The organism is Nostoc sp. CALU 1950 (assembly GCF_051172895.1).
Taxonomy (GTDB): Bacteria; Cyanobacteriota; Cyanobacteriia; order Cyanobacteriales; family Nostocaceae; genus Nostoc; species Nostoc edaphicum_A.
This window is the reverse complement of sequence record NZ_JBDNJQ010000001.1, coordinates 78340-101921: the sequence shown is the minus strand read 5'-3', so window position 1 is coordinate 101921 and position 23582 is coordinate 78340. Positions and strand designations below refer to the sequence as shown.

Here is a 23582-nt window from a genome sequence, read left to right as displayed (position 1 = left end):
GCAAGATCCAAAGGAACTGTGGGGCAAGTTTAAGCTTTAAATATCACGATGACATAAATTGCCCATAACAAAAATAGAAGTTTTGCAAAACACCTCTAGCAATGTCATTTATACCGAAATATACTATCCCCCAATTGCTAGAAATTTTGTATATAGTGGGAGGATTCTCAAGGACAATCGGCAAGGCCGCTATTTACACTTATAGTTTCTGTTAGAGCAAACAGTCGTGGCAAGCAACAAGATTTTAGTTATCGATGACACTACAGTTGTCAGAGTAAAAGTACGAGAAATGTTGCCTCCGGGCAATTTTGAGGTACTGGAAGCAAAAGATGGTTTGGAAGGACTAAATTTTATCCTTCAGGAAAAACTCAGCCTGATTATGCTGGATTTCCTGTTGCCTAAAATGAGTGGCTGGGAGGTTTTCCAGAAAGTTCAAGCCGATCCTGAGTTAAGGAAAATTCCTTTAGTGATTATGTCTGGTCGCAAGGAAGAGGTGACCGAGAAAATTACAGAACCCTTTGAATATTTTGAATTTCTGGGCAAGCCTTTTGATCAGAAGCAACTAATTAGCGCAATTAAGTTAGCTATGACCAAGGCGAAACAGCCGCGCCCAGAACTCGTCGCAGTAGGAGCAGCAGTTGCTGTTAAAAATAGCACGGCTACAGCCTCTGGTGTTGCAACTGCTACGATGCCTACGGCGACAAGCAACGCAATTCCTAGTGCTATAAATACTGCGATGCCTACGGCGGTAAGCAACGCAGATCCTAGTACCGGGGGAGTCTCCAACGCAGAAATTAATGCGTTGAACGAGAAAATTGTCAAAATGCAAGCAGAAATTGATGGTTTGAAGAAACAGCTAACTCAGGTTGTGACTTTTATTAAACAAAAAATCAAGTAGCATTTGTACTCGTTATTATTATCGCAGCAAAAAATACACCGTCTCTAATAACGGGTGTCCGATTAAAAGCGGGTAAAAATAGTTAGTTCAAAAACACTTATGTTGACAAATCATCGTTGACAACAAAATTCAAAAACAGGAAAAAATAACTAGCGATTATCTGCACCTCTATAATTTCTGAATTTTGAATTTTAAATTATCCATACTCCTATGGTGAAGTCAGCTACACATAGCGTCTTTACAGAAGAAGGAGTTGAAATCAGTTGTTAGTCTAGCAATGCAGCCCAATACTCATGAAACCTGCCACAGTTTCCTCTTAAGCTAAGGAGAACGGCAGGCTTTTTTGTTATTTAGTCTACTCATCCAAAATCTGCATCAAAATTTGCAAGCTAGTCCACAGATCAAAAGTAACAAGAGCAAATATTTGTCAGATACATTTGGTAGCAATATCCTTATAAACCTTATAGCTTTATACCAAAGTTAGCCTTTCCATAATTACATAGTTCAAGATTCAGATATTGGCGAAAATTATATTATAAATTATATTTTTTAAGACAAATTAAACAAAAAAAAGCCTATTTAATGATATGGACAGTCTTAGCACGGGAATAATAAGCCATAGAAACAAGAATTATGAGCATAGTTTGCAATGTTAGTAGTATTAGATACTTTATATGCATTTCCTGGTTATCGCATTACCGAGGATATCTACTCAGGTAGTAAAACCCTGGTTTATCGGGCCATTAGAGAAAAAGACAAAAAACCAGTCGTTCTCAAATTGATGCGGAACGAATATCCGACGTTCGCGGAAATCGCCCAGTTCCGAAATCAATATATCATCACCAAAAACCTTGAGCTTCCTGGCATAGTCAAAACTTATAGCTTAGAAAGCTACCGTAACAGCTACGTCTTAGTAATGGAAGATTTTGGCGGCATTTCCCTCCAAGACTGGCGACTGGAGGACAAGGGGAAGAAGGAAAACTGGCTTTCCCTCAATGAGTTTTTCCATATTGCTATTAAAATTGCTTCTACCCTTGAAGGACTGCATCGCGATCGCATCATTCACAAAGACATCAAGCCTGCCAATATCCTAATAAACCCTACCACAGATGAAATAAAACTCATCGACTTTAGTATTGCCACCCTTCTGCCAAGAGAAATCCAATTTCTTACGAATCCCAACATCTTAGAAGGCACCCTGGCTTACATTTCCCCAGAACAAACCGGAAGGATGAACCGAGGTATCGACTACCGCACTGATTTTTATTCTCTCGGCGTCACCTTCTTTCAACTCCTTACCGGACAGTTACCCTTCACCAGCAAAGATCCTATGGAGTTAGTTTACTCTCACATTGCCAAACAACCGCCAAGAGCAAGCCGAATTAACTCTAATATTCCATCAATTTTGTCTGACATCATCAGCAAGCTAATGGCAAAAAATGCCGAAGACCGCTATCAGAGTGTCTTGGGGTTAAAGCATGACTTAGAGATGTGCCAAAACCAGTGGCAAGAAACAGGAAATATTGCACCTTTTGAACTAGGCATGAGAGACATCTCAGATCGTTTCGTAATCCCCGAAAAACTCTATGGTCGTCAAAGTGAAGTTGAAACCCTACTTGCTGCTTTTAAGCGCGTGACAGAGGGGGCAACAGAAATGATTTTAGTCACGGGTTTCTCTGGCATTGGCAAAACTGCTGTGGTCAATGAAGTCCACAAACCGATTGTGCGACAGCGTAGTTACTTCATCAAAGGAAAATTTGACCAGTTTCAACGCGATATTCCCTTATCAGGATTGGTGCAAGCCTTTCGGGATTTAATCGGCCAACTGCTCTCGGAAACTGATGCCCAAATTCAACAGTGGAAAGCCAAGATTCTGCGGGAATTGGGTACACAAACTCAGGTGATTATTGATGTAATTCCTGAACTCGAAGAAATTATTGGCAAGCAACCTCCAGTTACAGAACTGTCTGGTAGTGCTGCCCAAAATCGGTTCAATTTATTGTTTCAAAAGTTCATCCAAATCTTCACAACGAAAGAACATCCCTTAGTTATCTTTATTGATGACTTGCAATGGGCAGATATAGCTTCTTTAAAATTAATTCAGTTATTAATGTGTGAAAGAGCATTGTCTTCTATATCAAACGATACAGAAAAGATATTTGAAAACAAGGGTGGGTTATTGTTAGTTGGTTCCTATCGAGATAATGAAGTTTCCAAAGCACATCCACTCTATTTGACACTACAGGAGGTTGAACAATCAGGAGCAACTATTAATACGATTACCCTAGCACCATTAAATCAGGGTGACTTAAATCATCTCATTGCTGATACCCTACATTGTCCTGAAGTAGTTGCGGTTCCTCTCACCCAGATGGTGTTTGCCAAAACTAAAGGCAACCCCTTCTTTTCCGTTCAATTTCTCAAGTCTTTAAACGATGATGGTTTAATCGTATTAAACTTTGATGTTGGTTATTGGCAATATGATATTTCAAAAGTTAAAAAATTAGCTCTCACAGATGATGTAGTAGAATTTATCGGACTGCAAATAGAAAAATTGCCCATATATACCCAAAAAGTTCTGAAACTTGCTGCCTGTATTGGTAATCAATTCGACTTAAAAACTTTGGCGCTCGTCCATGAAAAATCTGTAGTAGATACTGCATCAGACTTGTGGCAAGCATTACTTGATGGCCTAGTTTTACCACAGACTGAAAATTACAACATCTTTTCAAAAGATAATGCTAATCAAGAATTTATTGTTCATGGAATAGAATCTACACAATTTCCAATTTCTAATTTACAGTTACCTAAATATAAATTTGTCCATGACCGCGTGCAGCAAGCTGCTTATTCTTTAATTACCGAAGAAGAAAAAAAGCCAATTCACTTAAAAATTGGGCTACTATTATTCAACAATATTCCTGTTGCAGAACAGGAAGAAAAGATTTTTGAGCTTGTTAATCAATTTAATATCGCAGCGGAATTTATCTCCCCTCAAGCTAAACGAGATGAACTGGCCCAGATGAATCTAATTGCTGGACGTAAAGCTTTAGCATCAACAGCTTATCTTGCTGCTGTGAAGTATTTAACTACTGGTATTCAATTGCTGACAGATGATAGTTGGCAGACGAAATATGAGCTAATCCTAGCTTTGTATGAGACAGCCGCAGAGGCGGCGTACTTGGACGGCGACTTTGAGCAAACCGAGCAGTTAGCAGAGATAGTGTTGGCACGAGGGAAAACTCTCATAGATAAAGTTAAAGTTTACAAAGTAAAAATTAAAGCCTATGGAGCGCAAAACCAAGCACTCAAAGGAATTAATACTGCACTAGCTTTTTTGAAGCTTTTTGGAGTGGAGTTTCCTAAACATCCAAGCCAATCTGATGTTCAGCTAGTAATGGCAGAAATAGCATCAAATCTGGCTGGGAGGCGTATTGAAGATTTAATTAATCTGCCAGAAATGACAGAAGCTAAAACACTGGCAGTTATGAGTATTCTATCAACTACTCATGCTTTGACCTATCAAGCTATTCCTGAGCTATTCCCACTTATTCTTGTTAAACAGATAAACTTATCCCTACAATATGGCAACGCACCATTGTCTGCCTTTGTCTATGTTAATTATGGACTAATACTGTGTGCGCTAGTGGGAGATATTGAGTCCGGTTATCAATTTGGTAAACTAGCTGTAAATCTTTTGTCTAGGTTACAAATTAAAGAAATTAGTACGAAAGTACTTGGATCTTTTCATCCACTTGTTAGACCTTGGAAGGAGCAAGCTAAGGAAATATTAAAACCTTTGTTGGAAGCTTACTCTATCGGTATTGAAACAGGAGATTTAGAGTACGCAGCTTATTCTCTACACGCTTATTCTTACTGTTCATATTTTATCGGTAGAGAACTGTCAGGGCTAGAACAAGAAATGGCAAATTACAATAATGCCATCAGACAAATCAAGCAAGAAACAGTATTTAAATGGGGTACTATTTATCGGCAGAGTGTATTGAACTTACTAGGGCGTGCAGAAAATTCGTCTTGTTTAATTGGTGAAGTTTATAACGAAGATAAAATGCTGCCGATTCACTTGGAAACTAAAGATAGACTCGGACTTCTATATCTCTATGTCAGCAAACTTCATCTCTGTTATCTATTTAATGAATTCCATCAGGCAGTTGAAAATGCCACACTGGCGAAAAAATATTTAGATGCAGCAACAGGACATCTAGTTATTCCAGTTTTCCATTTTTATGATTCTTTAGCAGGTCTGGCTGTGTATTCTGACGTATCCGCCTCTGAGCAAAAATCCATTCTCGATCGGGTTCAAGCCAATCAAGAAAAAATGGAGCATTGGGCACATCATGCTCCAATGAATTATTTGCACAAATATTATCTTGTAGAGGCTGAACGCTATCGGATTGGAAGTAAATATCTCGAAGCAATGGAATTCTACGATCGCGCTATCTTGCTTGCCAAAGAACATGAGTATATTAATGAAGAAGCCCTCGCTCAAGAACTTACTGCCAAATTCTATTTAGAATGGGGTAAACATAAGATTGCCCAAACCTACCTAACAGATGCTTACTATAGCTATGTTCGCTGGGGAGCGTTAGCCAAAGTTGACGATTTGGCAAAACGCTATTCCCAATTACTGGCTCCTATGTTTCAGCAAGAAAAACTGAGTATCCATTCCAGCGAGGAAAGCACTTCTTTACATAACACATCTATATCATCTTTATCTACCCTGAGTAATCAACAAACTGTTATTGGCTCGAAGACAAGTATTTCTGATTCTCTGGATTTAGCCGCATTCATTAAAGCATCTCAAGCACTCTCTGGCGAAATCGAGCTTGAGCGACTACTTTCTACTTTGATGGAAGTTGTGATGGAGAATGCAGGAGCTTCTAAATGCGCTTTAATTTTGAGTGAAGGTGATAACTTAGCATTAACTGTTACAGCAGTTTGTTCAAGTTCAAATTTTGATCATACCCACACGGAGTTTCCATCAACTTCTTTGGAGTCAAGTTACGATGTTCCCATTACTTTGATTAACTACGTTAAACGCTCTAGAGAAATTTTGGTTATTGATGATGCAATGACTGTTTCCTTTTTAGTAGGTGATAGCTACATTCTGAGTGAAGAACCTAAGAGTTTGTTGTCTATACCTCTTCTAAATCAAGGTAAATTGATTGGAATTATTTACCTAGAAAATCATTTGACGACAGGAGCATTTACACGCGATCGCGTAGAAGTCCTCAAACTCCTCACTACTCAAGCAGCAATATCCCTAGAGAATGCTATCCTCTACAAAAATTTGGCACAAGCTAAAGAAAGCTTGGAGGAATACAACCATACCCTAGAGGAAAAAGTCCAGGAAAGAACGCAGGAACTCAACGACAAAAATCACTGTTTACAACAAACTCTACAAGAATTGCAACGTACCCAAATCCAATTGATTCAAAGTGAAAAAATGTCTTCTTTAGGACAAATGGTGGCAGGAATTGCCCATGAAATCAATAACCCTATTAACTTTATTAATGGCAATATTACTCATGCTAGTGAGTATGTCCAAGATTTGCTGGATTTGGTAGTTGTTTATCAGCAGGAATATCCCCGTCCTTCGCCTTTAATTGAGGAAAAAGCTGAGGAGATTGACATAGATTTTTTATCAGAAGACTTGCCAAAGATTCTAGATTCAATGAAAGTGGGGAGTTCGCGTATCCGGAATATTGTTTTAGGCTTACGCAACTTTTCTCGCCTAGATGAATCTGAGATGAAGCCTGTGGATGTTCATGAGGGAATAGACAACAGCTTAATGATTTTGCAACACCGATTTAAAGAAAAGAGCAATTTTGCTGAAATTGAAGTCATCAAAGAATACGGAAAATTACCGGAAGTTATTTGTTATCCTGGTCAACTCAATCAGGTGTTTATGAATATCTTGAGTAATGCGATCGATGCTTTACAAGAGGCATTTTTCATTGATCATCCATCATTGGTAAATGACAAAGAACAAACAACAAAAGAAATAGACGCGTCAGCGGCTTCTCATAGAGTAAGACTAATTCACATCTTTACTGAACTAACAGATTATAATACGGCGATAATTAAGATTGCCGATAATGGTTCTGGTATGACAAAAGCAGTGCAGCAGAAAATATTTGACCCATTTTTTACCACCAAGTCGGTAGGAAGTGGCACGGGGTTGGGGTTGTCGATTAGCTATCAGATTATTGTGGACAAACACAAGGGTAGTTTAACCTGTGATTCCACATTAGGAAAGGGGACTGAGTTTACTATTGAGATACCGATGCAACAGTCAGATATCTAGACTATGGCAATTTTATTTGATTTGCTCTCCACTGAGATGCTCAGATCCCCGACTTTTTCAAGAAGTCGGGGATCTTTTTGTTTGTAATTCCTACACTTCTATGAAAACACAAAGTTGGGTTAAGTAAAGCGAAACCTAACATTTCAAAGTTTATTGAGTTTTGCTCCGCTCTACCCAACTTACAATTTTAACAACCCAGTTTTTGTAAAAAACTGGGTGATTTATAAGACTCATCAAAACAACTCTGACAACCTACTAAGATACAGATGTAGTTGTCATATTCACCAAAGACTCTTGGCCCACACGCCGCCCTGTAATTACCATCTTAATTCCACTAGCAGGTGCAATACTAAAACCTCGACGCTGAGGTTTTTCAGGTTGCTGATTAACTAGCGCTAACTGATAACGTGACAGTATGGTTGCCAATACTATTTTTATTTGAAATAAAGCCAAAGCCTCACCAATACAACGACGGACACCACCACCAAAAGGCAGAAATTCATAGGGAGAAAATTGGCGTTCTATAAAGCGCTCTGGTCGAAACTCCTTAGGTTGGGGATATACATCTTCACGTTGATGAGTAAGATAAACACTGGGAAGCAATACTGTTCCAGGCTCTAAAGGATGTCCCAAAAGTTCAACTGATTCTCGTACCACTCTAGGAAATAAAATCATCAAAACAGGATGAATTCGCAAGGTTTCATTACAGACAGCAGTGAGATATGGTAGCCGATAAATGCTCATAGGATCTGGGAAATCACCAAGGGTATCCAGTTCCTTGAAAAGTTTTTCACGGACTAGCGGCTTGTGGTAAATCCAGTAGAAGCCCCAAGCTATTGCTGTTGCCGTAGTTTCATATCCTGCAATTATTAGGCTCATCAACTGATCGCGCAATTGATGATCTGTCATGAATTGACCAGTTTCATCTTGAGCTGACATCAGCAAGGAGAGGATATCGACACGTTCTGAATTAGGTTGTTGTCGGCGTTCGGCAATTTCGGCGTAGAGCAATTGATAGATTGTCTCCCGATCGCGCAGAAACTTTCCCCAAGGACTCCAAGCTCCTAAATCCTGTTGCAAGAATCGGAAAAAGAAAAAACTGGAAGTGAGGGGTGAGCGAAACAAATCTAACATCAATGGCAGTAGATGCTTAAGTTTCTCAAATCTTTCTCCTTCATACAAGCCTAATACAATCTGTAAGATGAGTTCCAAGGATATGTTCTGTGCGACATTACGAGCCAAAAAGGGCTGATAAAGTGGTAACTGACTAAAGACTCTATCGCTCAGATTACAGATTAGTTGGCCGTAGACTTGCATTCGCTGTCCATGAAAACAAGGCGTCATCAATTGTCGTAGCCATTTGTGAGGACTGCCATCAAGCATGAGAATTGAATTTTCTCCCACAAAGGCTTCAGTAATTCTGTTGAGTTCACCGGCGGCTACAAATTTCTTTCTATCATTCGTTAAAATTTCTTGGATTGCCTGAGGATGATTCACAAATACTATAGTGTCCCCAAAGCCAATTGTCCTACCAGTAAAAATATCCGGATATTTTTGAGTTGCATTTTCCATGTAGCCCACAGGGTCAGCAACCCAATGAAGCTTTTGTAGTAAAGAAGGAGTTTTGAGAGGATTAGGTAGTTGCATGTGAATTTTAATTCCAAACCAAAATCTAAAATTGTATTAGCAGGGATAAACCTTTAACAGAATAAGATGGGGTTCATCTGTGATCAACTTTCAAGGCACTAGTGTACCTCTTAGGTATTTTTATTTGTTCTCAAAATAGAGTGAAATTTTATTGAGTTAACTCCAATCTTTCTATAGTTTGGTAGCGACCAGAGTGATAATACCAAGTCAGGTTAGCAGATATCCAGCTATGTATTCCTGATATATACTTGGCAAGTTCGGTATCTAATTCTTCTCCAAAAGATGGAATAAATAATTCAAACTCTTTCAAGTGGTATACTTCTTGATCGTGTATTTTGCTAGCCGCAATAATTGATGTTTCTAAAGAAAGTTTTTGTTGATAATGAATTAGTAATACTAAATTATGAACATCGCCACTTGACATTTCTCTATGTACAGAGAAAATATCATTACACCAGGCAAGAATGTTAATTGTCATCACTTTTAACTCTTTCATAACCTCATGATTCCGGAGAAAATCAGGAATTGTTAAGTGATTACAAAATTCCATTAATGCAAGGCAAAGATACCCCCCTAAACTTAACCTACGTATAAGCATATAACTCTCAATATCGGGTGTAATTTCCTGTGCTCGGTTAATTGCTTCTTGGACACATCCATCGAAGTAGCCTTCATAGCGATCAACAAAGTAATGAAACCATTCTTGACTGCCTATTTGAAGTATCCGTTTTCGTAAATCACTTAAGGCATAAGCAAGTGGTATATCCTTACTCGTAAGTTCTGCACCATTCAATATTTCCAAAAATCTTTTATGAAAATCTTTGAGAACATTAGGTTCTTTTCCTAAATTTGATAAATCACATTGGTCATCCCAAATAAACACCCAGCTTAACCAATCATTTGCAATTTTCAATTCTTCAAGCTGGCAGTTAGGATAAGCACTTGCTGCTAGGAAGAAAAACTTTGATTTGCAAAAACGCCTATAAGATGATTCATTAGCCAAGAGGTTAAAGCGAGTTACCCATTCAAGAGCATACTCTTCTAGAACATCAACATGCTTATTAATCTGGGATGGAAATGGACAGTATAGACCAGGGTAAAGTAATTGGTTCATAAAAAGTGTATTAGTTTTAAGTACTGATAAAAAATGAATTGCATTAGAAGAAAGACAATAGCTCAATAAATTTATTAAGAGTCTTTGAAAAAACTTTTTGAAAAATTCACAGCAATACGGCTTTCATAAAATTTGTAAATCATACTTACGCCACTATGAGTAACGTGTAAATATATATGAATATTTCAAAAGTTATTTAGCTATTGTTCAATGTTTTTTATTAAAAAATAACCGTAATTATCTGGAATTCTATTTTTTAATAAAAATAGCTATTTTTGTGTCTATTCATGTCGTGTCTATTCATGAGAAATGCTGTTGACGAACTGAAAAAGTTAACTTAAGCCATCAACAATATTTTCTGATACAGTTCTACTTGTTCTACTCTTATAAAAAGACAAGGGTAATAATCACTAATTTCAGACCGATCGCCTTCATGAAAGAGGATCTTCAACTTCGATGAAAATGAAGATTCATGCTTGATGTCCATGCTGTAGCGATCGCACCAGCTAAAAGCTGTGGGCAATTTGGTGTAAGAATGTTGCTGTTATCAGACTTTTTGGGAACTATAGGATTGTCAGACGAGAAAATTGTCAGTCAGTCTGTGAAAAAAATGGAGGTGACTTAGCTGCGATCGCAGGGCAATAGTGAATAAGTAACAAGGAGTTAAATTAATTTAAATACATGAATTACGAGCAAGATATAAAGATGCTTTATGCCCCAGAAGATAGTTTAATTCTAGTGGTAGATGATACTACTACCAATTTAGAAATTGTCTTTGATATATTAACGAATGTAGGATTTAAAGTAATTACAGAAAATGATGGGAAAAGAGCAATCCAGCAGGTTGAGTATAGACTACCTGACTTGATTTTATTAGATGTAATGATGCCGGGAATAGATGGCTTTGAAACCTGTAAACTTCTAAAAGAAAATTCAGCTACTTGTGATATTCCTATAATTTTTATGACAGCTAATTCTGATACTGATAGTAAGGTCAAGGGTCTAAATATAGGAGCAGTTGATTACATCACAAAACCTTTTCATGAAGAAGAATTATTAGCTAGAATTAAAACCCATCTTCAATTACGAAATCTCACAAAAACTTTAGAAAAGCGAGTTGCAGAAAGAACAGCCGCGTTATCTAAAGCATTAAAAGACCTACAAGAATCTCAACTTCAGCTTGTACAGACAGAAAAAATGTCTGCTCTTGGTCAATTAGTAGCAGGAGTTGCTCATGAAATTAATAATCCAGTTGGTTTTATTCATGGAAATCTCGGACACGCTTCAGTATATTTCCAAGACATGATTAATATTATTGACCTTTATCAGCAGCATTATCCTAATCCGGTTCCAGAAATTCAAGAGGAAATTGCAGCTATAGATTTGAAGTATATGCTTGCCGATCTACCTAATTTAATTTCTTCAATGAAAGAGGGAGTTCAGCGCATTCGCAACATTAGTACCAGTTTGAGAACCTTTTCTCGAGCAGATAGCGATCGCAAAGTTTATTGCAATATTCATGATGGCATCGACAGCACCATCATGATTCTCAAACACCGCTTAAAAGCATCTGAGGATCGTCCTGATATTCAAGTAATTAAAGATTACGATAATTTGCCAGAATTAGAATGCTTTATCGGACAACTAAATCAGGTATTCATGAATTTGCTAGCTAATGCTATCGATGCTTTAGAGGAGTCTAATGTCGGACGCACCTATATTGAAATTGAAGCAAATCCTAATAAAGTTTTGATTCAGACTACTCTTACTGAAGATAAAAATTATATCTTGATTCGGATTAAAGATAATGGCATGGGAATGTCAACTGATGTCCAGCAAAAAATCTTTGACTATTTATTCACCACCAAGCCTGTGGGTCAAGGCACAGGATTAGGATTATCAATTGCCCGTCAAATTGTTGTCGAAAAACATGGAGGAACTCTAGAGGTAAATTCAGCACTGGGAGAAGGTTCAGAGTTTATTATCAAGCTTCCCATTTAAGAAATATAGTCATTCACGTTCATCAACACCATAGGTAAATTTATGTTCAAAGCAGTAGTAGGTCACAGTAACGATCCAGATTCTCTATCCGCAGTTGAAGAAGTTATTCAGCAATGTGCCAGTTCTCTTGCAGGAGATATACCAAAAGCTGGGATTCTTTTTGCTGCAATTGATTTTGAACATTCTCTCATTTTGCAGCAAATTCATCAGGCTTTTCCAGGGATTGAGTTGATTGGTGGAACAACAGACGGAGAAATTTCTTCAGTCTTAGAGTTTCAGCAGGACTCAATTACCTTAATGTTGTTTTGCTCAGACGAAGTTGAAATTTATGCAGGAGTTGGACGCAAAGTTTCAGCTGATCCAATTACTGCAACTAAGCAAGCTGTGGAGCAAGCCCAAGCAAAAAGTACCGCACCTCCAAAGCTATGCTTAACTCATCCAGAGAGCCTCACAACTAGTGGTGTCTCTATATTGAATGGCTTAAAGCTAGCTCTTGGCCAATATGTGCCGATATTTGGTGGTTTAGCAGGCGATCAGTCAAGATATCAAAATACATATCAATTTTTCCAAACAGAAGTATTAAGTGATTCTGTACCAATTCTGCTTTTTTCTGGCACAATATTGTTTTCCCACGGTGTTGCAAGTGGTTGGCATCCCATTGGCCAAATAAGCACAGTGACTAAGGTAGATAAGAACATAGTCTATGAAATCGATAGTAAACCAGCTTTAGATTTTTATCATCATTATCTAGGTTTGCTTCCTCCTTCAATGGAATATCCAATAGCGGTGTTTGCTCAGAATGGAGACAATTTTTATATAAGAGCGCCTATTGCTTACAATCAAGAATCTGGTAGTATAACCTTTTTTGGAGATATTCCCGATCAAGCAGTTATCCAAATTTCAGAAGCAGCCTATGAAGATATTTTGGCAGCTTCCAAAGCTTCATTCATGAATGCTTTAGATAGTTACCCAGGTGCAGAACCAAGTGCTGTTTTGTTTTTTTCATGTGTAGCTCGTCGGCAAATACTTGGTACGAGGGCACAAGAGGAGTACCAAAACACAAAATTTTGTATGACTAAATATCTTCCTGCTTGTGGATTTTATTCTTATGGAGAGATTGCTCCTATAGATCGAATTAGCCAAACACAATTTCACAATGAAACTTTTGTAACTTTAATTTTGGGAACTCGGTAAAACCTGATGGGAATAGTGGATTATCAACAAGAAATTCAGGAACTAAAAAAAGCCAATAGAATTATCCAAAAGAAATTGGAACGTTCTGAATCAGACAGGATAAAACTCGAAGATATAAATACAAAGAAAGAATCCTTACTTAGGAAAGTAATTGATGAATTAAAGGAATACCAAAATAAGTTAGAAGAAAGAAGCCATGAACTAGAAATAATGCTTCTTAATCTTCAGATAATGCAGAATAAGATGTCTACTTTGGGAAGTCTTGTTGCAGAGGTAGCTCATGAAATTAACAATCCAGTTGGCTTTATAGCCGGTAATCTAACCCCGGCTAAAGAGTATATTCATAATTTATTACATCTCATCGACCTCTATCAGCAAACCTATCCCAAAGCATCTCAAAAAATTCAAGAAACAATCGAAGTAATTGACCTGGAGTATGTGCGTGAGGATCTGCCTAAACTAATTTCCTCAATGAGAGAAGGAACAGATCGCATTTCCAATATTAGCAACAGCTTGCGAACTTTCTCTAGAGCAGATACAGAACAAAAAGTTCTGTTTAATATTCATGAAGGTATTAACAGCACTCTCCTGATTCTCAAACACCGTTTGAAAGCTAATAAGATTCGTCCTTGTATTCAAGTAGTTAAAGATTACGGCGAATTTCCTTTAGTAAAATGCTTCCCAGGACAACTAAATCAGGTATTTATGAATCTATTGGCAAATGCTATTGATGCTTTAGAAGAGTCCAACTCTGGACTGAGTTTTGATGAAATTAAGAAAAATCCCAATCAAATTACAATTCATACTTCCCTAACTGAAGATAAAAATCATGTCTTGATTCGGATTCAAGATAATGGTTTGGGAATATCGGCTGATGTTCAGCAAAAAATGTTTGACCATTTATTCACAACTAAACCAGTAGGAAAAGGAACAGGATTAGGATTATCAATCACCTATCAAATAATTGCCCAAAAGCATAAAGGAACGTTAAAAGTTAATTCTGTGTTAGGAGTAGGTTCTGAGTTTATAATAACTATTCCATTTTTTTAAATTAGCTAATATATTCAATATTAAAATTAATATTAATATTAGGGAAAATTAATGTTTAATGTGGTCGCAAGTCATAGTGCAATCCACTTGAGTTGAAGATAATTGTAGTAGTACGTCAGCCTTAAAATATTGAGTTCAAAAAATCTAGAAAGTCCCAAATAAAACTATTCTATGAGTAGTCGTCCCAAAAAATTAGGCTTGCCGAGCTAGCAGCTTGAGTTGGGTTTCGTTCCTCAACCCAACCTACACAGTTTAAGGGTTTTGGCCTTAACCCAAGCCTATTGGCTGAGAATGGGGATGAAAGCTAGAAGAAGCTTGGCAAAATCGGGAACTTTTGTAACGACAAAGTTCAGAATTTGTGATGACCATTACATTACTATTGATTAAAAACAAAAGCAAACATCAAATTTTCTGAATAAAAATATTAAGCAGTTACTTTAGATGCATTTTGGGGAACTCTATAACTGTAGTTCCAAGATTGTGTCTTCAAAATTTATGACCAATGCACTTAACCATTCTATAGCTACGCTTCATCTTTCTTTAGAACGCGATATATTTTTACGTACATTAATCAGAGAATTATCTGGCACTTTACAGGATGTAGTTGGCTTAGAAGAAGCTTCTGGATTTATTAGCGTAGTTGGTGAAAGGATGGGAAGGCAGATTAACCAAGATTATAAATCTGCCTTGGAAGTCTCCAACCTTTCTCCTAAGCAGGTAGCTGATGTCTTGATTGATTTAAAAAAACGAATTCAGGGCGATTTTTATGTGATTGAGCAGGATGATGAAAAAATTGTCTTTGGCAACCACGTCTGCCCATTTGGTGAAAAAGTACTTAATCGTCCTGCCATGTGCATGATGACTTCAAACGTCTTTGGGACGATCGCAGCTAATAATCTAGGATATGCGAAAGTAGAATTGCAAGAAACCATAGCACAGGGTGATCCTGGATGTAGAGTTATTGTTTACTTAAAACTTACAGAAGAAGCAGAAGATGCAGAAGGTCGAGAATACTTTAGAGGACTAGAATCTGTGTAAACCCTTCAGCATCAAAATAATTCCGGGATATAAGCTTAGTGCAGATATGTAAAGTAGAATCGAACCCTGAGATTGGAAGCACCATGACTCCTGAACAATTTCTTGAATTTGCCAGAGTTTTACCAGAACCTTTACTTCTGGTGAGTGGAGAGGGTCAGTTGTTAGCTACCAATCAACCAGTGGCAGATATGTTGGGGTTACGCCGTCAAGAACTGCAAGGAAGAATGCTTTTTGAAATTGTAATTGAGCCTGCCAACGACATTGTCAGGTATCTGCAAGCTTGTTCAAGTAGCAGGGCAATGGTTATTGGCTCCTTGACTTTACGAAAGAATGATGGACAAACGTTAATATGTCGTAGTCAAGGAGCCGTTATTCAACCTTGGTCTCCTGAATCTTCAGCTTTAATTCTCTTACGCTTGGAAAATAGAACTTTGACCAGCAGTAATTTCGTTCTCCTGAATGAAAAAATCGATGAGTTAGCCAAAGAAGTTCAGAGACGGAAACAGGCAGAGGAAGCGCTCTGGATAGCGAATCAAGAGTTAGAAGTTCGGGTTGAGGAACGTACAACTGCTTTACAAGAAACACTAAATGAACTACAACTTACCCAAACTCAGCTTATCCAAGCTGAGAAAATGTCTAGTTTAGGTCAGATGGTCGCTGGTATTGCTCATGAAATTAATAACCCAGTGAGTTTTATTTATGGGAACCTTCACCACGCCCATAAATACACTCAGGATTTACTAAAATTGGTGCAAATTTATCAACAATTTTGTCCAAATACTCCTCTTGAAATTCAAGAGCAAGTAGAAGAAATAGACTTAGATTTTCTGATTCAAGATATAACTAAACTTTTTCAGTCCATGAAAGTGGGAGCAGAGCGCATTCAGGAAATTGTTAAATCGCTACGTAACTTTTCCAGACTTGATGAAGCAGAACTTAAGCAAGTCAATATCCATGAAGGAATTGATAGTACTTTAATGATTTTGGAGCATCGCCTGCAAGCTAGGCATGAGTACCCAGAAATCAAAGTCATCAAAAAATATAGTCAACTGCCGACCGTAACTTGCTACCCCGGTCAACTTAATCAAGTGTTTATGAATATTCTTGCTAATGCGATCGATGCACTGGAGGCGTCGGCACTCAACGGTAATTGTTCAGCAGTAAATCCACAAAAAACTGACAATCAAAAACGGATAAATAATAATCCCCAAATTCAAATTAAAACTGAGTTAGTCGATGAACAATGGATAGCGGTTAGTATTGCTGATAATGGTTCGGGGATAAATGAACAAGTTCACTCAAAACTATTTGATCCATTTTTTACCACTAAATCTGTGGGCAAAGGTACCGGATTAGGTCTATATATAAGCTATCAGATTATAGTTGAAAAACATAACGGACAACTTAGCTGTTTTTCTGTTCCAGGGAAAGGTGCAGAATTTATAATTAAGATACCTATTAACTCATTATCATAAAATTTAACTTAAAAGATAAGACAAAGCCTGTCTGCTAATTAGCAAACAGGCTTTGTCTTTGAGAACAAAGTTTAGTTGAAACTCGGTTAAATCTTAGCAGTAGAATCAACTGAAGGTTGAGACTGACTAACCGAATCTAACTTTGGCAAAAGCAAGAGATTTTGTGCTTTTACATTACTGTTGATTGTTGCTTGCAAAAATGGTGTGTGGGAGATGGAATTATTAGCCAATGTAAACAGTGGATTTGATAAAATCCCTGCTACGGTAGTGGCAATTAATGTTACTACCAACCCGACTTGCAAAGGTCTTAGCCCAGGCAAATCCCAACGCACTTGGGGATAATTCTTCACTGCGTCGGACATTTCATGGGGTTCTTTGACTACCATCATCTTAACTACGCGAATGTAGTAGTAGATGGAGACGACGCTGGTAACTAAGCCCAACAAAACTAACCAATAAAGTCCTGCTTGCCAACCAGCCCAAAATAAGTAAATCTTGCCGAAAAACCCAGCCAATGGTGGAATACCACCCAAGGAAAGCAGGGAGATACTCAACGCCAGTGTTAGGAGTGGGTCTTTTTGATATAAGCCAGAGTATTCGGCAATCTGGTCGGTTCCTGTCCGCAGTGAGAACAGGATGATGCAGGTAAAGCCGCACAGGTTCATGAACAGGTAAACCAGTAGGTAAAATATCATACTGGCATAGCCTGCCTGTGTACCAGCAATCAAGCCAATCATCACAAACCCAGCTTGGGCAATGGATGAATAAGCTAGCATCCGTTTCATGCTGGTTTGGGCTAGGGCGACTACGTTACCCAAAATCATGCTGAGAACGGCTAGAGCTGTAAAGACAAACCTCCACTCGTCAGCAACAAGGGGGAAGGCTGTTGTCAGCAAGCGGATGGCTAGGGCAAACCCAGCTGCTTTGGAACCGACTGATAAAAAGGCGATGACTGGGGTGGGAGCGCCTTCGTAAACGTCTGGTGTCCACTGGTGGAAGGGTGCAGCGGAGATTTTGAACCCAATACCCGCGATCGCAAAAACCAGGGCAATCACTAAACCTAAAGATTGACCGACTTTCGCTGTGGCAATGCCATTAGCGATCGCACTTAGTTCGGTTTGTCCTCCAGATAGTCCATACAGCAGTGATACACCGTACAAAAATATTGCCGTGCTGGAAGCTCCAATTAACAAGTATTTCAGCGCCGCTTCATTGGAGCGGGGGTCACGCTTGGTATAACCTGTCAACAAGTAAGAGGAGATACTCAGGGTTTCTAGGGAGATGAAAATCATCACCAACTCACTAGCCCCGGATAAAAACATCCCTCCCAAAGTAGCACTCAGCAAAATAGCGATGAATTCGGCTAAAGCAGTGCCGCTCTGCTCAACGTAGCGAATTGACATCAGTATAGTCGCGATCGCAGACAAGGCAATAATACCGCGAAAGACGATACTCAGGTCATCACTGTTAAAGCTACCGGTAAAACCGATGGGATTAGGAGAGTCCCATTGAAAATATAGGGCGACAATCGAAGCAAATAAACCTGCGATCGCTAGATATCCAATCCAGCGCGCGGATGTACGCCCCAAAATCAAATCAACAATCAAAACCCCCAAGAGGGTGAGAATAACAATCCCCTCTGGTAAAATCGTTCCAGCGTTTAGCTGGGATGCAATATTAGCAAAATCCATGAGATGTATAGGTTTTGGCGATTAGACATTAAGGCTAACTCTGTTCACTCTAGCAAGTTTTCTAATCCCCGGACTAGCTCTTTGAACAAGAGCTTAACAGCTTGGGTGCAGATTGCGATTGCACCAATTTTAATGGCTTACCAGCAGCTTTCTCAGTATTTAGGGATTCACCTAAAAACTTTCATACTTGTTTTTTACAGCCATTTTTAGGTAATTAGACCATGCGGTAGGGGCAATTCATGAATTGCCCCTACTTAATCGAATATCTTGATTACATAAATAATGATGCCGCAAGTGCGATCGCTATGTACAAAAAGCTAATTAATAATTAATAAGGGCACAGCATTGCTGTGCCCCTAAAATATCCATAACTTCTAACTTTATTAAAAATCGACAGATGGCAGTTTGCCTTGTAGCGACTGAAATTTAGACTGAACACAGTTTGCACAATTGCAACCAAGTTGATCAATAATCGGATTAGATGTTTGAGTCAACATTGGTGTTACTAGATCAGGAATTTGTTGTGTAGATACTACCGTAACAATTTGTGTAGGGTAAAGAGATTTCAGGCTGGATGCGTGTGCTGGATTGACTACCAGCAGCATGGATACCAGAAATGCAGGGCAGGCGAGTAAGATCAGTTTGACTATGTTCATAATTCACACAAAGATAGCTTTGCTGATACAGCATAGCTAATAAATTGCCCACCTTCAATTTTAATTACCAAGTATTGCTTAACTGCGCCCAAATCCTTGACCCCGCAAAATTTTTGACCATACAAGTAATTCGCCCTGTTCACCGCCTGCGGCCAGTAACTTGCCTTCGGGATGCCAAGCTAGGCTAGAAAATCCTGCTGAGACACCTGTGATAATTTGGGATACTTCCTTCGCTTTGTTCCACAAACATAACCAGCCGTCAGCAGCAGCAGAAGCGAGAAGGAAGCTTTTGGGTGCAAAGGCGATCGCATTAATCACACCCACATGATTTGTTAATACTCGCGCTTCCCAACCTAAAGTATCATCCTCTAGCTTTTCCCAAACCACAATACCTTCAACGCTAGAAGATGCCAGTATTGGCGCACCTACTTTGGTCATAGCTTCTGACCATGCCAATTGGCGAATTTTACCAGGGAACCCACGCATCACCCAAGGGTCGGGGTTGTTCCATTCTAAAACGGTGACACTACGATCCATGTTGCCAGAAGCCAGGAATTTGCCATCGGGCGACCAAGCCATAGCCACACTGACAGTAGTCATATCTAGATTGTATGGTTCTTCATCCCAGTTTTGACTGTGCCAAATTTTGACTCCTTTATAACCACTAATGGCTAAGTATTCCCCGTCAATGCGCCAATCTATACCCAATACTGAAGAGTTATCGAAATTCAGCGTCACGACAACTTCACGAGTATCTGCATCCCAAACTTGGACGTAACGCCCCAAACTAAAAGCCAGTTGGTTGCTGGTATAATTCCAAGCTAGCTTGTCAACCCATGCAGGGGCATTTTCTAACGTGGCGATTAATTCAGTATTCTGCCAAATTTTCACCTGTCCATCCTGTCCACCAACGGCTAAAAATTTGCCATCTGGTGAAAAAGCTAGACAGTCTACTGATTTACCGTTACCAGTTTGTAAGGTTGTGAGTTCGCCATCATTCCACAGAACTACTTCCCCTGCGGCGGAAGTTGCTGCTAAAGTTTTACCTTGTGGCGACCAAGCGATCGCAGTTACATAATCTGAAAGTGTCCCGGAATAGTGTTGTTCAAATTCCTTAGATTTGCTGGTTGTGGTGTTCATATTTGTAAAGGGGAGTGGGGAGTGGGGAATGGGGAATGGGGAATAGGAGATGGAGAATGGTAAATTCCCTACTCCCTACTCCCTACTCCCCACTCCCTATTTAAGCTAAACAAGCTAGAAAATCTTGCTTGAGTTGTGCTGCATCAAGGTTGCGGCCAATAAAGACTAGTTCGTTTTTGGGTGTTTCGCTGGGTTTCCAGGGGCGATCGGGTTTGCCATCGAATATCATGTGTACTCCCTGGAATACAAATCGATTATCTTCTCCAGCAATATTTAAAATGCCTTTCATCCGAAAAATATCTGGCCCTTGGGTACGCAGTAATTCCGAAAGCCAAGTGTTTAATTTTTCTCCATCAACTGCACCGGCTTCTACTAAAGCCACAGAAAAGACACTTTCATCGTGAACGTGGGCATCTTCGCCTAAGAAATCTGGATCAATTTCTAATGCACGATCTAAATCAAAGGCTTTTACACCTAATAAAGCATCCATTCCTAGTTCAGAATTTTGAGTACGGTAAATTTTTGCGATCGCATTCATCGCCCGAATCCGCTTTTCTAATTCATCCAACTCTTCTGGCGCTACTAAATCTGTTTTATTAAGTAGAATTACATCGGCAAAGGCAATCTGTTCTTGTGCTTCGTCTGCATCCCAGTGCTGCCAAATATGCTTGGCATCTACGACTGTCACCACCGCATCTAAAGACAGTTGGCTTTGTAAATCTTCATCCACAAAAAATGTCTGAATCACTGGTGCAGGATCGGCTAATCCAGTCGTTTCAATTACTAAATGGTCAAATTTATCGCGTCGCTTCATCAAATTGCCAATGATGCGAATTAAATCGCCGCGCACTGTACAACAGATACACCCATTGTTCATTTCAAATATTTCTTCATCTGCATCGATAATCAATTGATTATCAATACCCACTTCCCCAAATTCATTGACAATCACAGCAACTTTTTTGCCGTGTTCGTAGGTGAGGATGTGATTAAGTAGAGTCGTTTTACCTGCTCCCAAATAGCCAGTCAGAACAGTAACGGGAACTGAATTGTTGATTACGTCAGCCACCATACTCTAAATTCCTCTTGTCTCACCTTATGGATAATCATTATCGCCTATGATAAATCTTTTTATATTTTTGTGCGAACTTGCTATTATTTTGGCTTTCAGCACAATAATCACATAATTTAATCAAGAAACATTTTATTTTTATGCATCTGTAATAAGTAATGAATATTCGCGGGTTAGCGTAGCTGATAAGAATATTCCAACTCACCCTGCGGGAAGTCGCAGGTTAGTACCTTGACAATTCTAAAACAAATATGATAATCATTATCACATAGAAAAATTATAGATTGATGGAGAAGCGTGGTGGTTTCAAGAAACACTACCTGCTCGAAAAAGCAAGTAACTCAAACAGGACAAGCATCTGCGTCTATTGCAGTCAGCTTTTTGATTGTTGCGCCGCTGGTTTTATTTACCGCTTTGAAACCCGCACAAGCAGATGATACTCATAATCATTCAGATGAAACGGGCTTTTACATTGGATTAGATAGTTTGGAGGCTCTCTCTACAGGGACATACGCAGGTTTGGAGAACCCCAACTACAATCGTTTAACCCTTCTCTTTGCACACAGAAATGAAGACACGCCAGAATCAAGCCATTTCCACGGCATTGGTACTTATAGCTACTCAGGTGCTTTAGATAACCTAACTATTAACCCAACTAATACAAATAACCGAATTCCTGAATCTTACTCAGAACAACCGCCGCTAACATTATTACCTGGTACAGGGTTTTATACTGGTCGCTTGATTAGTACTGCAACAAATAAGGAATATAGCAATCTGACAATAGAACCTATCGCGTCTCTAAAAACTTCAAAAGAATTAGACAACCAATATTTGTTCAATAGCTCTAATGGTCGTTGGCAGTCCTCCCTTGAGGGTGCAAATATTGGTTTACAATTAGCGTCAATTAGCAGTGGATTGAATATTGGCGATTCAGCAGGCGTTGATATTGTCAAGTCAGTCGGCGATATCTACACAATCGGCAGTGGTGATAATTTTTCGTTCACCCCTACCTTTTGGACTGATGCTGCTGCATCACTAGGAACTTACTCTGCATCATTCAAACTCGTAGATTTAGGCAATGGCAATAACCCCATTCCCTTTAAGGAGTCTGGCACTTTCAATTTTGATTTTGAAGTCAAGACCGTACCTGAGTCATCAAATGTCCTTGGTCTTGGTATAGTCGGTCTACTAGCGCTTTCTCTTTCTCGCTTGCAAAAACTTAATCGCAGTAGTTTGAACTAATTTTAATTTCGCACCAAGGTGCAAAATGATCTTTGCGTCTTGGTGCGAGGATTTAATTTTCTGAAGATAACAAAAAATCTTGAACTGCTTCTAAAACAACTGCTGGATATTCTTCATGCAATCCCAGAGAACCAGGGATAACAACACTTCTCACTCCTGGTAAAGCTACCAAAGCGTTCATTTCTTCTCGTGATTTTGGGGGGCTGGATTCCCCAATTACTACCATGAGCGGTATGCTTAGAGACTTTACAAGTTCTAAAAAATCAGATTGTTCGTGTACAGCATCAAGATTACCAGTTACAAAGGCAGCAGATGCAAATCGCGCTCCTGGTTGTTGAGTCGTGTGCCACTTCTTCTCAATGAAACTGGGTGTAATTTTAGCCGCGTCAGTAAAGACATGACGGCGGTACATAAAACTTAATAAAGATGGGGCAGTATTGAGTTTGTAGAGAGCTTGACCAAGTATAGGCGATCGCACCAATTCTCTCACAAAGCCAGCTATTTGCTGACTTGCCCCCATTGTCGGCAAAGGGCCACGCCAAGTAGGAGCTAACAACACAATCTTTGAGAAAGCAGCAGGTTGTTTGACAGCTAATTGTAAAACGTAACTAGCAGCATGGCCAGCCGCCACCACGGTAACAGGAGTAGTAAAAACAGCTTTGACAAAATCTTCCAGAAATTGCTGATATATTTCTGGTCGGTAATTCAAACTAGGGCGAGAAGATTCACCAAATCCAGGCCAGTCTACGGCTACAACTTGAAAATTGGGAGCTAGTAACCTGGCAAGTTCGCCGACTTCCAAACGCGTCGAAACACTGCTGAAAGATGGTAGTAGCAATAGCGGTGAACCTTTACCCAGGGTTTCATAAACAACGCGCAATTGCTGATTTTCAAAATTCCAGAGATATTCTTGAACCACTCCACCAAAGCCAGTAGCAGCAGAGGTAGATAATAAATTTGTTGACATTAGACTAAATTTTGGTAGTTGTACCTTATTTGTCAGTTGTTTTTTGCTAATGACCAATGACAAATG

16 protein-coding genes are annotated in these 23582 nt (G+C 39.1%); 9 read left to right on the top strand and 7 right to left on the bottom strand.

Translation table 11 applies throughout. The annotated features are described in order from the left end of the window. Nucleotides 1–226: 226 nt before the first annotated feature. Nucleotides 227–898 (top strand): response regulator, encoded by a 672-nt coding sequence (locus tag ABF638_RS00460; RefSeq protein WP_435019248.1) that lies wholly within the window; start codon nt 227–229, stop codon nt 896–898. A 649-nt stretch (nt 899–1547) separates the two neighbouring features. Continuing rightward, nucleotides 1548–7226, top strand: coding sequence for a trifunctional serine/threonine-protein kinase/ATP-binding protein/sensor histidine kinase (locus ABF638_RS00455; RefSeq protein ID WP_435019246.1), 5679 nt, complete (start codon nt 1548–1550; stop codon nt 7224–7226). A gap of 255 nt (nt 7227–7481) precedes the next feature. On the opposite strand, the gene ABF638_RS00450 is transcribed toward ABF638_RS00455, so the two are convergent. Both ABF638_RS00450 and ABF638_RS00445 read right to left on the bottom strand, forming a co-directional pair. Next, nucleotides 7482–8873, bottom strand: a complete 1392-nt coding sequence (locus ABF638_RS00450) for a cytochrome P450 (RefSeq protein ID WP_435019244.1) — start codon at nt 8871–8873, stop codon at nt 7482–7484. Between the two features lie 148 nt (nt 8874–9021). Continuing rightward, a complete protein-coding gene (locus tag ABF638_RS00445) occupies nt 9022–9987 on the bottom strand; it encodes a terpene synthase family protein (RefSeq protein ID WP_435019242.1) in 966 nt (321 codons plus the stop codon). Between the two features lie 472 nt (nt 9988–10459). Here ABF638_RS00445 and ABF638_RS00440 point away from each other — a divergent pair, with 472 nt between their 5' ends. The 6 genes from ABF638_RS00440 to ABF638_RS00415 all read left to right on the top strand — a co-directional run bounded on the left by ABF638_RS00440 (nt 10460) and on the right by ABF638_RS00415 (nt 16745). Next, nucleotides 10460–10612, top strand: coding sequence for a hypothetical protein (locus ABF638_RS00440; RefSeq protein WP_435019240.1), 153 nt, complete (start codon nt 10460–10462; stop codon nt 10610–10612). Between the two features lie 56 nt (nt 10613–10668). Then, a complete protein-coding gene (locus ABF638_RS00435) occupies nt 10669–11988 on the top strand; it encodes a hybrid sensor histidine kinase/response regulator (protein WP_435019238.1) in 1320 nt (439 codons plus the stop codon). Nucleotides 11989–12030: 42 nt separating this feature from the next. After that, nucleotides 12031–13182 carry an FIST signal transduction protein gene (locus ABF638_RS00430; RefSeq protein ID WP_435019236.1) on the top strand — a complete coding sequence of 384 codons (1152 nt, stop codon included), beginning with the start codon at nt 12031–12033 and terminating at the stop codon, nt 13180–13182. A 6-nt stretch (nt 13183–13188) separates the two neighbouring features. Further along, on the top strand, nt 13189–14232 hold the full coding sequence (locus ABF638_RS00425) for a sensor histidine kinase (protein ID WP_435019234.1): 1044 nt from the start codon (nt 13189–13191) through the stop codon (nt 14230–14232). A 495-nt stretch (nt 14233–14727) separates the two neighbouring features. Further along, complete coding sequence (locus ABF638_RS00420) at nt 14728–15270, top strand: methanogen output domain 1-containing protein (RefSeq protein WP_435019232.1); 543 nt, start codon at nt 14728–14730, stop codon at nt 15268–15270. A gap of 83 nt (nt 15271–15353) precedes the next feature. Beyond that, nucleotides 15354–16745, top strand: a complete 1392-nt coding sequence (locus ABF638_RS00415; RefSeq protein ID WP_435019230.1) for a PAS domain-containing sensor histidine kinase — start codon at nt 15354–15356, stop codon at nt 16743–16745. An 86-nt stretch (nt 16746–16831) separates the two neighbouring features. Here ABF638_RS00415 and ABF638_RS00410 read toward each other — a convergent pair whose 3' ends face one another. From ABF638_RS00410 to ABF638_RS00395, 4 genes are all read right to left on the bottom strand, one after another. After that, complete coding sequence (locus ABF638_RS00410; RefSeq protein ID WP_435019228.1) at nt 16832–18436, bottom strand: NAD(P)H-quinone oxidoreductase subunit N; 1605 nt, start codon at nt 18434–18436, stop codon at nt 16832–16834. A gap of 383 nt (nt 18437–18819) precedes the next feature. Then, on the bottom strand, nt 18820–19092 hold the full coding sequence (locus tag ABF638_RS00405) for a hypothetical protein (protein WP_435019226.1): 273 nt from the start codon (nt 19090–19092) through the stop codon (nt 18820–18822). Nucleotides 19093–19170: 78 nt separating this feature from the next. After that, complete coding sequence (locus ABF638_RS00400) at nt 19171–20232, bottom strand: WD40 repeat domain-containing protein (protein ID WP_435019224.1); 1062 nt, start codon at nt 20230–20232, stop codon at nt 19171–19173. 100 nt (nt 20233–20332) lie between these two features. Continuing rightward, nucleotides 20333–21304 (bottom strand): CobW family GTP-binding protein, encoded by a 972-nt coding sequence (locus ABF638_RS00395; protein WP_435019222.1) that lies wholly within the window; start codon nt 21302–21304, stop codon nt 20333–20335. Between the two features lie 300 nt (nt 21305–21604). Here ABF638_RS00395 and ABF638_RS00390 point away from each other — a divergent pair, with 300 nt between their 5' ends. Beyond that, nucleotides 21605–22549: an all3515 family Zur-repressed PEP-CTERM protein gene (locus tag ABF638_RS00390; protein ID WP_435019220.1), complete on the top strand. Its 945-nt coding sequence runs from the start codon at nt 21605–21607 to the stop codon at nt 22547–22549. A 52-nt stretch (nt 22550–22601) separates the two neighbouring features. Here ABF638_RS00390 and ABF638_RS00385 read toward each other — a convergent pair whose 3' ends face one another. Beyond that, nucleotides 22602–23516: an alpha/beta fold hydrolase gene (locus ABF638_RS00385; protein ID WP_435019218.1), complete on the bottom strand. Its 915-nt coding sequence runs from the start codon at nt 23514–23516 to the stop codon at nt 22602–22604. Between the last annotated feature and the right edge of the window lie 66 nt (nt 23517–23582).